This window comes from Luteitalea sp. TBR-22, assembly GCF_016865485.1.
GTDB lineage: Bacteria > Acidobacteriota > Vicinamibacteria > Vicinamibacterales > Vicinamibacteraceae > Luteitalea.
In genome coordinates this window covers 3,766,236-3,778,458 of the sequence record NZ_AP024452.1, presented here as the reverse complement: position 1 = coordinate 3,778,458, position 12,223 = coordinate 3,766,236, and the positions used below count along the sequence as shown (strand labels likewise).

Annotated in this window: 11 protein-coding genes; 9 read left to right on the top strand and 2 right to left on the bottom strand. The window is 71.6% G+C overall.

Annotated elements, in window-relative coordinates; all coding sequences use genetic code 11:
• Positions 1-19: 19 nt before the first annotated feature.
• Positions 20-1,537 (bottom strand): histidine ammonia-lyase, encoded by a 1,518-nt coding sequence (hutH, locus tag TBR22_RS15795; RefSeq protein WP_239488810.1) that lies wholly within the window; start codon positions 1,535-1,537, stop codon positions 20-22.
• A gap of 115 nt (positions 1,538-1,652) precedes the next feature.
• Positions 1,653-3,887: a DPP IV N-terminal domain-containing protein gene (locus TBR22_RS15790; RefSeq protein ID WP_239488809.1), complete on the bottom strand. Its 2,235-nt coding sequence runs from the start codon at positions 3,885-3,887 to the stop codon at positions 1,653-1,655.
• A gap of 95 nt (positions 3,888-3,982) precedes the next feature.
• Between TBR22_RS15790 and TBR22_RS15785 the strand changes: the two genes are divergently transcribed.
• From TBR22_RS15785 to TBR22_RS15745, 9 genes are all read left to right on the top strand, one after another.
• Entirely contained in the window at positions 3,983-5,776 is a 1,794-nt protein-coding gene (locus TBR22_RS15785; RefSeq protein WP_239488808.1) for a TonB-dependent siderophore receptor, read from the top strand.
• Positions 5,777-5,900: 124 nt separating this feature from the next.
• Complete coding sequence (locus TBR22_RS15780) at positions 5,901-6,152, top strand: hypothetical protein (protein WP_239488807.1); 252 nt, start codon at positions 5,901-5,903, stop codon at positions 6,150-6,152.
• Between the two features lies 1 nt (position 6,153).
• On the top strand, positions 6,154-6,849 hold the full coding sequence (locus tag TBR22_RS15775) for an arylesterase (RefSeq protein WP_239488806.1): 696 nt from the start codon (positions 6,154-6,156) through the stop codon (positions 6,847-6,849).
• Positions 6,846-7,577 carry an ABC transporter ATP-binding protein gene (locus TBR22_RS15770; protein WP_239488805.1) on the top strand — a complete coding sequence of 244 codons (732 nt, stop codon included), beginning with the start codon at positions 6,846-6,848 and terminating at the stop codon, positions 7,575-7,577. The genes TBR22_RS15775 and TBR22_RS15770 overlap by 4 nt, the downstream gene beginning before the upstream one ends.
• Before the next feature lie 3 nt (positions 7,578-7,580).
• The gene (locus tag TBR22_RS15765) at positions 7,581-10,121 is read left to right on the top strand and encodes an ABC transporter permease (RefSeq protein ID WP_239488804.1); all 2,541 of its coding nucleotides are present in this window, start codon (positions 7,581-7,583) and stop codon (positions 10,119-10,121) included.
• A gap of 86 nt (positions 10,122-10,207) precedes the next feature.
• Positions 10,208-10,546, top strand: a complete 339-nt coding sequence (locus tag TBR22_RS15760; RefSeq protein ID WP_239488803.1) for a TraR/DksA family transcriptional regulator — start codon at positions 10,208-10,210, stop codon at positions 10,544-10,546.
• Positions 10,543-11,031, top strand: coding sequence for a hypothetical protein (locus TBR22_RS15755; protein WP_239488802.1), 489 nt, complete (start codon positions 10,543-10,545; stop codon positions 11,029-11,031). The genes TBR22_RS15760 and TBR22_RS15755 overlap by 4 nt, the downstream gene beginning before the upstream one ends.
• Entirely contained in the window at positions 11,019-11,492 is a 474-nt protein-coding gene (gene folK / locus TBR22_RS15750) for a 2-amino-4-hydroxy-6-hydroxymethyldihydropteridine diphosphokinase (RefSeq protein WP_239488801.1), read from the top strand. Before TBR22_RS15755 ends, folK begins: the two co-directional genes overlap by 13 nt.
• A gap of 138 nt (positions 11,493-11,630) precedes the next feature.
• Positions 11,631-12,119 (top strand): hypothetical protein, encoded by a 489-nt coding sequence (locus TBR22_RS15745; protein ID WP_239488800.1) that lies wholly within the window; start codon positions 11,631-11,633, stop codon positions 12,117-12,119.
• Positions 12,120-12,223 lie beyond the last annotated feature (104 nt).

Genomic DNA, 12,223 nt, shown 5'->3' with positions numbered 1-12,223 from the left:
CTGGTGGGGACACGCCGCCCTACCGGTGTGCCGCGAAGGCGCCGTCCTCGATCAGGCCGACGATGGCCTCGATGTCGGCGGTGAGTGGCCGATCGGCCACGAGCGGTGGCACCACCGCCCGGATCCTGGCGAGGGCGGCTTCCACCCGGTCACCGGAGCGCAGCGGCCGGTGACCCTCGATGCCCTGCGCGGCGCAGAGCAGCTCGATTGCCACCACGGTCCGCGTCAGCTGCATCGCCCGGCGGGCCTTGGCCGCCGCCCGTGGCCCGAACGAGTTGTAGTCCTCGATGCCTGCCGACGTCGGCACGTTGATCACCGAGGCCGGCATGCTCAGCCCGGCCAGTTCGTTGCAGCACGCCGCCGCGGTGTACTGCGCCACCATCAGCCCCGAGTTCAGGCCCGGCGCGGGGCTCAGGTAGGGCGGCAGCCCGCTCTCCGGATCCCGCGCCGACAGCAGGAAGAACACGCGCTGCTGCGCGATGCCCGCCACGTGGGTGAGCGCCATCGTCAGCACGTCGAGGGGGAGCGCGATGGGCATGCCGTGGAAGTTGCCGGCCGACACCAGCGAAGGCGCCCCGCCGTCGGCGTCGAGACCGACGAGCAGCGGGTTGTCGGTGACGGCGCCGAGCTCCCGCTCGACCGCTGCCCTGACGTACGCGATCGCATCGAGCGCGGCGCCCAGGACGACGGGCGCGCAGCGGTAGGAGTACGGGTCCTGCACGCGACTGTCGTCGAGGCGGTGGCTCTCGACGATCTCGGTACCGCGCAGCCAGTCGCGGAGGTGGGCAGCAACGGCCTCCTGCCCGGGTTGGCCGCGCAGGGCATGCACGCGCCGGTCGAGGAAGGCGTCGGTGGCCCGCACCGCGTCGATGGCCATGGCGCATGCGCCGACGGCCGCGGGCCACAGCGCGTCCCACTCCTCGAGCAGCAGTGCGGCTTCCGCCGCCATCAGGTGCGTGCCGTTGATCAGCGCCAGGCCTTCCTTGGCCTCGAGCACCAGTGGCGCCAGTCCGGCGCGAGCGAGCGCTTCGGCGGCCGGCCCGCCCTCGACCTCGCCCTCGCCGATCACGACACGCGCGATTGCCGCCAGCGGTGCGAGATCGCCGGAGGCCCCGACGCTGCCGATCGACGGCACGATGGGCGTGATGCGATGGGCGAGGCAGCCGAGGAGTTGCTCGACGAGCTCGGGGCGCACACCCGAGGCGCCGCGCGCCAGCGAGGCGGCGAGCAGCAGCATGGTGGCGCGCACGGTCGGCGTCGGCAGGCGGTCGCCGGTGCCGGCGGCATGCGATCTGACGAGGTTGCGCTGCAGATCCCGCAGCCGATCGGTGGCGATGCGCGTCCGCGCCAGCGATCCGAAGCCCGTGTTCACCCCATAGTGCGCCTCGCCATCGTCGAGCAGGCGCTCGAGCGCGACGCGCGAGGCCACCAGGCGTGTCCGCGCCGCCGGCGCCAGCGTCACCGCCGCCCGCCCGTGGGCGACCGCCTCCACCTGCGCGGGGGTGAGAGGCGAGCCGTCGAGGAGGACATCAGTCATGGCTTGACGCCGAACGCCGAACGCCTGATGGCAGCATGCTTACTGAGCCCTGAGCCCTGAGCCCTGAGCCCTGAGCCCTGAGCCCTGAGCCCACAGCCGCGAGCCGTGAGCCGTCCTAGTGCGTGCCCGCGGCGGCTTTGGTGGTCGGCGCTGCAGGCGGCGTCGGCAGCTTGCCGCCGAGCAGGGTGCGCACCCAGAAGTCGTGGCCCTCGCGGGCCGAGTGCTTGCGCTGGCTGGCTTGCAGCCCGTGCCGTGAATCGGGGTACAGCATCAGCTCGAACGGCTTGTCGTGCTCGGTGAGCCAGTCGATCACCTGCATGGAGTTCTGCATGTGCACGTTGTCGTCGATGGTGCCGTGCGAGAGCCGCAGGCCGCCCCGATACTTCTCGATGTGCGTCAGCACGGCGCCCTGCTTGTAGCCCTCGGGGTTGTCGATCGGCCGGTCCATGTAGCGCTCGGTGTAGACCGAGTCGTACAGCTGCCAGTCGGAGACCGGCGCGCTGGCCAGGCCGTAGTCGAACGCGGGCGCGCCGCTGGTCAGGGCCATCAACGTGGTGTAGCCGCCGTAGCTGCCGCCGGTGATGCCGATGCGGTCCCTGGCGACGAACGGCTGCGCGCGCAGCCACTCGGCGGCCTTGCCGTAGTCGTGCATCTCCCACTTGCCCAGCGCGCGGTGCATCAGGGCGACGCCCTTCTTGCCGTGGTGCCCGCTGCCGCGGTGGTCGACCGCCATCCAGATCACGCCGCGCTGCGCCCAGTAGTGCGCCGCCGTCGACTGCCACGCGTTGCGCACCGTGCCGGCATCGGGGCCGCCGTAGATGCTGATGATGACCGGGTAGGTCTTCTTGCGATCGAAGTCGGGGGGCAGCACCCACAGTGCCGGGAGGTCGTAGCCGTCGCCCGACGGGATGGTGAACACTTCCGTCCTGCCCCACGCGTAGGTGGCCGCAGCCTCGCCACGCGCCGCGCCCACCTGCCGCACCACCGACCCGTCGGTGCGGTACAGCGTCATCACGCTCGGCTCCGACACGCTCGACCTGGTCACCAGAACGTGCCGGCCGTCCGGCGCGACGCGCGCCTGCAGGGTGCCGGGCCCCTTGACGATGGCCTCGCTGCCCGAGCCGTCGAGCCGCACGCGGCGCACTTCGGTGTTCCACGTCTCGCCGATCGTGCCGGGTTGCGCCAGCACGTAGGCCACGCCGGCCGCCTCGTCGACGTGCAGGATGGAGCGCACGCGCCACGCGCCACTGGTCAGCTGTCGCTTGCGCGTCCCGTCAGGGCCGTGCAGGTACAGGTGGTCCCAGCCGTCGGCGTCGCTGCGCACGAGCAGGTCGCCGTCGGCCAGCGTCGTGAGGTCCTCGTACCAGCTGACCCACGACGGCTGCGTCTCCTCCAACACCGTCGTCACCGCGCCGGTCCTCGGGTCGCCGTGCAGCACCCGGATGGTGTCCTGCTCGCGGTTCATCCACTGCACGAACACCTTCTGGCTGTCGCGGGTCCACGACAGCCAGGCCAGGTAGTGATCGGCCTTCGGCGGGAACTGCATCCACGTCGTCGGGCCGCCCGTGGCCGCGACCACGCCGACCTGCACCCACGGATTGGGATCGCCCGCCTTGGGATAGCGCTGCGTCTCGAGGCGACCGTGCTGCCCGTCGGCCCAGTAGATCGGGAACACCGGCACCGGTGCGTCGTCGAAGCGCAGGAACGCCAGTCGCGTGCTGTCGGGCGACCACCAGTAGGCGCGATAGGCCGTGGCGCGGCCGAGGATTTCCTCCATGTAGACCCAGGAGGCGTAGCCGTTGCGGACGGTGTCGCTGCCGTCGTTGGTGAGTTGGCGCTCGAGCCGCGCGGCCAGGTCGTATGTGTAGAGATTGCCGGCGCGGGTATAGGCCACCTGCTTGCCGTCGGGCGACAGGGTCGGGTTCTCCTCGGGTGCCGCGGTCTGCGTGAGCCGGCGGGCGCTGCGGCCGGCCACGTCGATCGCCCAGAGGTCGCCACCCGCCAGGTGGATGCGCACGCTGCCGTCGGCGCTGCGGGCGGCTGCCGGGCCGGTGGCGATGCCCTTCGGGGCGATGTCGACCAGCGCCGCGGGATCCTCGTGCAGCGTGGCCGTGCCGTCGACCGCTCGCACCTTCCAGACCTTGCCCTCGCGCGTCTCGAGCCAGTGCTCGGCGTCGAGCCAGCCCGTCACCGCCGGCAGGGCCTGCAGGCCGGCCTGGCCACCGAAACGGCCCGCGCCGCCGAAGGCCTCGTCATAGGTGAACCATTGCTTGCCCTTGACCTGGGCCTGCGCCGCGAGCGGCACGACGAGGGAGGCGACGAGCAGGGCAGGGACGGCGCGACGCAGCATCGGGCAGGACCTTTCGTGGGCTGGCCGGCGCGCGTGAAGACCGGACCGGGCCAAAAGGCTGAGTGTAGCGCAGGGGCAACGCTACAATCGGAAGAGTGAGATCCGTTGCCGCCGTGCTGGTGGTGCTCGGCGCTGCGGGAGCGACCGGGGCCCTGGCCCAGACACCTGCCCCCGCCTCTCCCGTGCCGGCCCTCGACGAACGGGTGGTGGTCACCGGCACCGCCGCCCCGGTCTCGGCCGGCGCCGTCGGCCGGACGCTCGCCATCGTCACCGCCGACGACCTGCAGCGGTTGCCCGTGGCCTCGGTCACCGACGCGCTCCGCCTGCTGCCCGGCGTGTGGGTGCGTCAGCGCGGGCCGTTCGGCTCGCAGACCGACATCAGCATCCGCGGCGCGTCGTTCGGCCAGACGCTGGTCCTGATCGACGGCGTGCGTGTGAACGATCCCCAGACCGGCCACCACAACGGCGACCTGCCGGTCGCGCTCGAAGACATCGCGCGCATCGAGTTGCTCGCCGGCGCGGGTTCGTCGCTGCACGGCGCCGACGCCGTGGGCGGCGTCATCAACATCATCACCAGACGCGAAGCCTCGGCGCCGACCGCCCGGCTGGCCGCCGGCCAGTACGACCTGGTGCAGGGGGCGGTCGCGTGGCGCCCGGCGACCATGGGGGTGTTCCAGGGGGCGAGCGCCTCGGTGGATCGGTCGTCGGGGTTCGCGCCGGCGCGCGACTTCGTCCACCAGCAGGTGCGGGCCGATTTCCGCTTCGGCCGCACCACGCTGGCGGTCTCGCATCTGGACAAGGACTTCGGCGCGGCCGGCTACTACGGCCCGGCGCCGTCGCAGGAATGGACGACCCAGACGCTGGTGGCCGCCCGCCACCAGCGCCCGCTCACCGGGGCCTGGTCGGTGACCGGCGACGCCTGGTACCGGACGCACGGCGACGAGTTCCTCTACGACCCGCGCGTCCTCGGCGCGCGCGCCAACGAGCACCGCACGCACGTCGTCGGTGGCGGCCTGCGCGTCGGCGGGCGTCTCTCGTCGTCGCTGCGCCTGACGACCGGCGTCGAGGCCACCGGCGACTGGCTCCGGTCGTGGTCGCTCGGCGACCGTGAAGAGGCCCGGGTGAGCGGCTTCGGCGAACTGGAGGCCCGCGTCGGGCGTCTTCTCCTGTACCCGAGCGCGCGCGTCGACGCCTACACGACGTTCGGCTCGGCCTTCAGTCCGTCGCTGGCCGTGGCCCTGCCGGTCAGGCCGCGGGTCAAGTGGCGGGCCAGCGTGGGCAAGGCCTTCCGCGTGCCGACCTTCACCGAGCGCTTCTACACCGACCCCAACCACCGCGCCAACGAGGCGCTGCGGCCCGAGCAGGGCTGGACGGCGGATACGGGCCTGGACACGTACCTCGGTGGGACCTGGGTGGCCACGGTCACCGGCTTCGTGAGGCGCGAGCGCGACGTGATCGACTGGGTGCGGCCCGACGCGACGGTGCGGTGGCGCACCGAGAACATCCGCGATGTCCGCAGCCATGGCTTCGAGGCGTTCGCGCGGGGCCAGGCGGGGCCCCTGGCGCTCGGCGCGCAGTACACGTTCACCCGGGTCGAGACCGATCGGCTCGCCGGGCTGTCGAAGTACGTGGACGACTATGCGCCGCACGGTGTCGGCGGCGACGTGAGCCTGGCGCTGCCGTGGCGCCTGTCGACCGCCGCCCGGCTCGAGCACCGGCGCCCGTACGGTCGCGAGGCGTGGACCACGGTCGACCTGCGTGTCTCGCGCCCGATCCGGCGCGTGACGGCATTCGTCGAGATGGCCAACGTCGGCGATGCGCAGTATCAGGAGATCCGCGGCGTGGCGATGCCGGGCCGATGGGCGAGGGCGGGCATCACGGTGAAGTGATCGGCAATTTGACATTTGAGATTTGAAATACGCGCGCGCCTGCTTCGCCTGGCGCGGCGAAGGCCGGAGGCCAAGCCGCCAGGAATTTCAGATTTCAGATTTCAAATCGCGGGGGAACGAACCAATGGCTCGAGGCTGGGAAAGCAAGTCGGTCGAGGACCAGCAGGACGCCGCGGCCGCCCGGCGGGCGACGGCGGAGAAGCCGTCCCTGTCGGACGACGAGGCGGCCAGGCGCCAGCGACTCGACGCGTTGCGCCTGTCGCGGGCCCGCGTGCTTGCCGACCTGCAGCGTGCCTGCCGGCCCGAGCATCGCGGCATGCTCGAGCAGGCGCTGGCCGACATCGACGCGCGCATCATCGCGGCGCAGGAGGCCTAGCGTGCGGCGTCGCGCCTTCCTCGGGCTGTCCCTCGTCGCGCTGGCCGCCGGGTGCGCGCGTGAGGCCGCGCCCGAACGCACCGCCGAGGCGCCGGCCGCCCCGCCGTCGGCGGCGCCGCCGCCGACCGCCTCCCGCCCGCGCGTCGTCGCGCTCGGCGACAGCCTCACCGCCGGCCTCGGCCTCACCCCCGAGCAGGCCTGGCCGACGCTGGTGCAGCAGAAGATCGACAAGGCCGGCCTCGACGTCGAGGTGGTCAACGCGGGCGTCTCGGGCGACACGACAGCGGGCGGCCTCCGTCGCCTCGACTGGGCCCTCGACGGCGACGTGCGCGTCCTCGTCCTCGAACTCGGCGCCAACGACGGGCTCCGCGGCCTGCCGGTGGGGCAGATGAAGGAGAACCTGTCGCAGATGATCCGCACGGCTCAGGCGCGCCACATCAGCGTGCTGCTCTGCGGCATGGAAGCGCCGCCCAACTTCGGTCCGGCGTACACGCGCGAGTTCAGGCAGGCGTTCCGCGATCTGGCCGACGAGCACGACGTCGCCTTCCTGCCGTTCTTCCTCGACGGCGTCGCCGGCAACGCCGGGCTCAACCAGGCCGACGGCATCCATCCCAACGAGGAGGGCACGCGGCGCGTGGCCGATCTCGTGTGGCGCGCGCTGCAGCCGCTGCTGACCCGCGCCCTGGCAACCTCATGATCGAACTGCGTGGCGTGTCGAAGACGGTGGACAGCGGCGGCTCGCCGCTGACCATCCTCCATCCCCTGGATCTCACCATTCCGGCTGGCCGCACCCTGGCCATCGTCGGCCCCTCGGGCAGCGGCAAGAGCACGCTGCTCGGCCTGATGGCCGGCCTCGACGCGCCGTCGACCGGGGAGATCGTCATCGACGGCACGACGATCACGACGCTCGGCGAGGACGCGCTCGCCCGCCTCCGCGGCCGGCTGATCGGCTTCGTGTTCCAGTTCTTCCACCTGATGCCGTCGCTCACCGCCTTCGAGAACGTGCTGGTGCCGATGGAACTGGCCGGCGTGCGCGATGCCCATGCCCGCGCGACCCGCCTGCTGCACGAGGTCGGCCTCGATGCGCGGGTGCACCACTATCCCTCGCAGCTCTCCGGCGGCGAGCAGCAGCGGGTCGCCCTGGCGCGGGCGCTGGCCAACGAACCGAAGGTGCTCCTGGCCGACGAGCCGACGGGGAACCTCGACTCGGCCAACGGCCAGCACGTCGTGGACCTGTTGCTCGACGTCAACCGCGCGCGTGGGACGACGCTGGTGCTGGTCACGCACGACCGGGAACTCGCCGCGCGCGCCGACGTGCAGATCGTCATGCGCGACGGACGCGTCGTCGAGCGGATCGAACGGGAGGATGGCCGGGCTGCCCTGGTGGGTGCCGGCACGTCCGCGCATCCGGGCGAGGGGCGCTGACCCGTGTTCACCCTCCGCATGGTGTGGCGCGAACTGCGCGCCGCCTGGGGCCGGCTGCTGTTCTTCTTCCTGTGCGTGGCGATCGGCGTCGGCGCGATCGCGGCACTGCGCTCGGTGATCCAGAACGTCCGCGAGGCGCTCGTCCGCGAGGCGCGGACGCTGACCGCCGCCGATGTCGTCTTCTCCACCAACCGACCCTGGCCGGCCGACGTGCGCGCCAAGATCGACGCCGCCATCGCGGCCGCGCCCGTCCGGCAACGCGTCGAGGTGGTCGAGCTGGCCACGATGGTGCGGCCGGCCGACGAGACCAAGCCCGTCGCCCGCATGGCCGAGCTGCAGGCCGTCGATCCGGGCTACCCGCTCTACGGCGAACTCGCGCTGCGCGATCAGCGATTCTCGCCGGCGTTGCTCGAGGGGCGCGGCGCGCTCGTGCGGCCGGAACTGCTCGTGCAACTGGACATCGCGGTCGGCGACCAGGTGCGGATCGGCGACGGCACCTTCACGATCCGCGGCCTGATCGAGCGGGAGCCGGGCCGCCGCGCCGGCATGTTCAGCCTCGGACCCCGCGTGATCATCGCGCGGTCGGCGCTCCAGGACACGGGGCTGCTCCAGTACGGCGCCCGGGCGCGATTCGCGATCCTCATGAAGGTCGACGAGGCGGGCATCTCGCCGCTGGTGGAGCGCGTGCAGGAGCAGTTCAAGGGCACCTTCGTCTCCGCCCGCTCCTACCGGTCCACCGAGGATCGCCTCGGTGAGGACCTGCGCGTCGCCGAGAACTACCTGAGCCTCATCGGCTTCGTCATGGTCGTGCTCGGCGGCATCGGCGTGTGGAGCGTGACGCGCGTCTTCATCGGGCAGCGCATCCGCAGCATCGCGGTCATGAAGTGCCTCGGCGCCACCAGCCGTCAGATTCTCGGCATCTACGTCGCCCAGGTCGCGACGCTCGGGCTGCTGGGAAGCCTGCTCGGCCTCGCGCTCGGTGGCGTGGCGCTGCGGTTCATGCCCGGCGGACTCTTCGGCCTCGACAGGCTGGAGGCCCGGCTGACGCCAGAGGCCTCGCTGCAGGCGGTCGCCGTCGGCGTGCTCGTGTCGCTGCTGTTCGCGCTGGTGCCCCTGCTCGAGGTGCGCCGCGTCCGGCCGCTGTGGTTGCTTCGCGACGAGTCCGCGCGCACGTCGCTCGGTGGTCGCTTCAGGCGGATCGACTGGGCCCAGTGGGCGACCGTCGTGGCCGTGGGCGTCGCGCTCGCGCTGGTCGCGTCGTGGCAGGCGGCGTCGCTGAAGGCGGGCCTCATCGTGTCGATCGGCCTGCTGGCGGTCACGGGGGTGCTGTTTGCCACCTCGGCGGCCGTCGTGCGGCTCGTCCGGCCACTGCGACGGTCGCGCGTGTTCGCCCTGCGCCACGCCGTGCTCAGCCTGGCTCGCCCCGGCAACCAGACGCGCGTCATCCTGCTGGCCGTCGGCCTCGGCGCGTTCTTCATCCTCGGCGTCCGGCTCGTGCAGGGCTCGCTGCTGCAGCAGTTCTCGCTCGACCTCAGGCCCGATGCGCCCGACATGTTCCTGCTCGACGTGCAGCGCGACCAGGTGGCCGACGTCGAACGCGTCGTCGCCGCGACGCGCGGCGCGCGAGGACTCCGATTGATCCCGGTGCTGCGGGCGCGGGTGACCGGGGTGCGCGGCGCCTCGTCGTCGCTCGACGGGGTGGAGGGCGTGTCTGGCCGGCAGGGACTCGGCCGCGAGTTCGTGATCACCTACCGCGACGGGCTCGAGGCCAACGAAACGCTGGTCGATGGCGGGGCGCTCTGGCCGTCGACGCCCGCCGGGATGCCCGAGGTGTCGATCGAGGAGTCGCTGCGCCGCAACGCCGGCCTGCAGATGGGCGACGTCATCCGCTTCGACGTGCTCGGCCGCGTCATCGAGGCCAGGGTCACCTCCGTGCGCAACGTCGACTGGAACGACGTCCGCTCGGGCGGGTTCATGTTCGTGTTCCGTCCGGGCGTGCTCGAGAAGGCGCCCCACGGGTTCATGGGCGTGCTGCGCGGCCCGGAGACGCCCGAAGCGCGGGCGCGACTGCAGCGCGACCTCGTGGCCGCGCATGGCAACGTCTCGGCCGTCGACGTGCGCGAGGTCGTGCGCGCCGCGCAGGGCATCCTCCAGAACGTGTCCCTGGCGATCTCGGCGGTGGGCGGGCTGGCGCTCTTCAGCGGCGTGCTGATCGTCGTCGGCTCGGTGGCCATGACCCGGTTCCAGCGGCTCTACGAGTCGGCCATCCTGAAGACGCTCGGCGCCACGCCGCGCACCATCACGGCCATGGTCGCGCTCGAGTATCTCGGCCTCGGCGCCCTCGGCGGCGTGGTCGGGGCGCTGGGCGCGTTGGCGCTGAGCTGGGCGGCCTCCCGGTACCTGTTCGACATGCCGTGGCGGCCCGCAACCGGCACCGTCGCGCTGGGAATTCTGCTGACCGCGCTGCTCGTGGGGGTGGTGGGAATCCTGGCCAGCCTCGACGTGGTGCGCAAGCGGCCCCTCGCCGTCCTCCGGGCCGAATAGCCTGCCGGCCGCCGACTGCCGACGGCCGGCTCGGAGGTGCTAACATTCCCCGATTAGCTTCCTGCCGGGAGGCTGGCAGGAGGGGAGTGCCCACCGTGGATATGTCGGAGTTCCAGGAAGCCCTGCTGCGCAAGAAGCGCGAGTTGATCGCCGGGGAGGGCCTCAAGCCCATCGGCTCCATGATGGGGAACAGCCGCCAGGGCGACATGGCCGACCAGGCCGAGGGCATCAACGAGGTGCACATCGCCCTCAAGCTCCGGTCGACCGACGCCAAGATCATGCAGGCCATCGAGGAAGCCCTCGAGCGCATCGATCGCGGCACGTACGGCGTCTGCCGCGACTGCGGCGAGATGATCTCGGCCGCGCGGCTCAGGGCGATTCCCTGGACGCGGGTGTGCATCACCTGCAAGGAGAAACAGAAGTGAAGGCCGCTGCCACCCTGTCGCTGTTGCAGGACCTCTACCGCGAGCGCCTGGCCCTGTTCGACCGCCACGTCAAGGGCGCGCAGGCCGTCGCCGACTACGAGTTCAACAACACGTACCAGAACGTGGTCGGCCGCGACGAGCACCACCTCCAGTGGGTGCGGGCCGCGATTGCCGACCTCGGCGGGACCGCGGACGACAGCATCACGCCGCTCTCGCTGCCCGACGGCAAGGGCAAGAAGCGTGAGGCCGCCGTCATCGAAGACGACGCGCGGCAGCAGCAGGCGTTCATCGACAAGTGGACGCCGAAGGTCGCGGCGATGACCCACGCGCGCCACCGGACCATGCTCAACCTCATGCTCGGCGAGATGCGCGAGCACCAGCGCTTCTTCGCCTACGCGGTCGAGGGGCGTGACGACCTGCTCGGCCGCCGCATGGCCGGCGCGAGCACCGGTGACGGCGTGATGGCCGTCCGGTGGGTGGAGTAGCGCGCGTACCCGTCGCGATTGCCCTGGGGAGCAACCTCGGCGATCGCGACGCGAGGCTCGACGAGGCGGAGGACCGCCTCGCCGCGCTGCTGAGCGGAGCGGTGGCGTCCGCCCGCTACGAGACCGAACCGGTCGGGAGTCTCCCCGACACCCCCCTCTACCTGAACGAAGTCGTCGTCGGCACCACGCTGCTGGCCCCACGCGCGCTGCTCGACGCCCTGCACGGGATCGAGCAGGATGCCGGCCGGGAACGGCCGTTCGTCAACGCCCCGCGGACGCTCGACCTCGACCTCATCCTCTACGGCGATTTCGTGATCGACGAGCCCGGGTTGCACGTGCCGCACCCGCGGTTCCGCGAGCGCGTCTTCGTCCTGCAGCCGCTGGCGGAGGTCGCCGGTGACTGGGTCGACCCCGTGTCGGGGCTGACGGTGCGCGACCTCCACGCACGACTCGACGCCTGAGCATCGAAGCGACGCACGTTCGTGCCGTCGATCGCTCAAGGGCAGGCAGGGTTTCCGTCTGCAGACGCACGGCACGTTCACGCTGGTCTACCATGCGCGGTTGCCCGCGCACTGGACACCGTTCATCGAGGAGAACTCATGAGACCACGCGGGATCTTCCTGGCAGCGTTCTTTCTCGTCTGCTACGGCACGGGGGCGGCCTTCATCGAGAGCTTCGTCAACTATGCGAGCTGGCACCTGATTGGCGCTGGCGAGTTCGTGGCGTACCACCAGTTCATCTCGCCCCGCGTGCTGGCGTTCCTCGTGCTTCCACTGCTGCTCGGCACCGCGTTCACGGCCCTCATGCTGTGGTCACGACCCGCGGCGATCCCGGCATGGTCGGTATGGGCTGCGCTGGCGACGCAGGCCGTCGTGTGGATCTCCACCGTCACGATCCAGGTGCCGATCCAGTTCCAGCTGAGCGAGCACGGGCGGTCCATCGAGCTCCTCGATCGCCTGATCACGACCAACTTCTGGCTGCGCCGGATTCCGTACGGGGTCTGCGCCGCACTGTTCCTCTGGATGGCTGCGCGCGTCATGCGGACGAGCGAGCAGGGGCTTGCCACTGGCGGGAGCCGCGCGTCGTAACGCACGAGTGCGACGCCTGAGCGCCCTGTGCGATGAGCTTCGACTCACCGGGTCGGTGCGGCGAACCGCGTCCCACGATGACCAGGCCCGCCCTTGATTGCCGG

Bases quoted from the DNA above. Each gene is read 5' to 3' on its own strand.
- hutH (WP_239488810.1), bottom strand. From the start codon at position 1,537: ATGACTGATGTCCTCCTCGACGGCTCGCCTCTCACCCCCGCGCAGGTG.
- TBR22_RS15745 (WP_239488800.1), top strand. From the start codon at position 11,631: ATGAGACCACGCGGGATCTTCCTGGCAGCGTTCTTTCTCGTCTGCTAC.
- TBR22_RS15780 (WP_239488807.1), top strand. From the start codon at position 5,901: ATGGCTCGAGGCTGGGAAAGCAAGTCGGTCGAGGACCAGCAGGACGCC.
- TBR22_RS15790 (WP_239488809.1), bottom strand. From the start codon at position 3,887: ATGCTGCGTCGCGCCGTCCCTGCCCTGCTCGTCGCCTCCCTCGTCGTG.
- TBR22_RS15770 (WP_239488805.1), top strand. From the start codon at position 6,846: ATGATCGAACTGCGTGGCGTGTCGAAGACGGTGGACAGCGGCGGCTCG.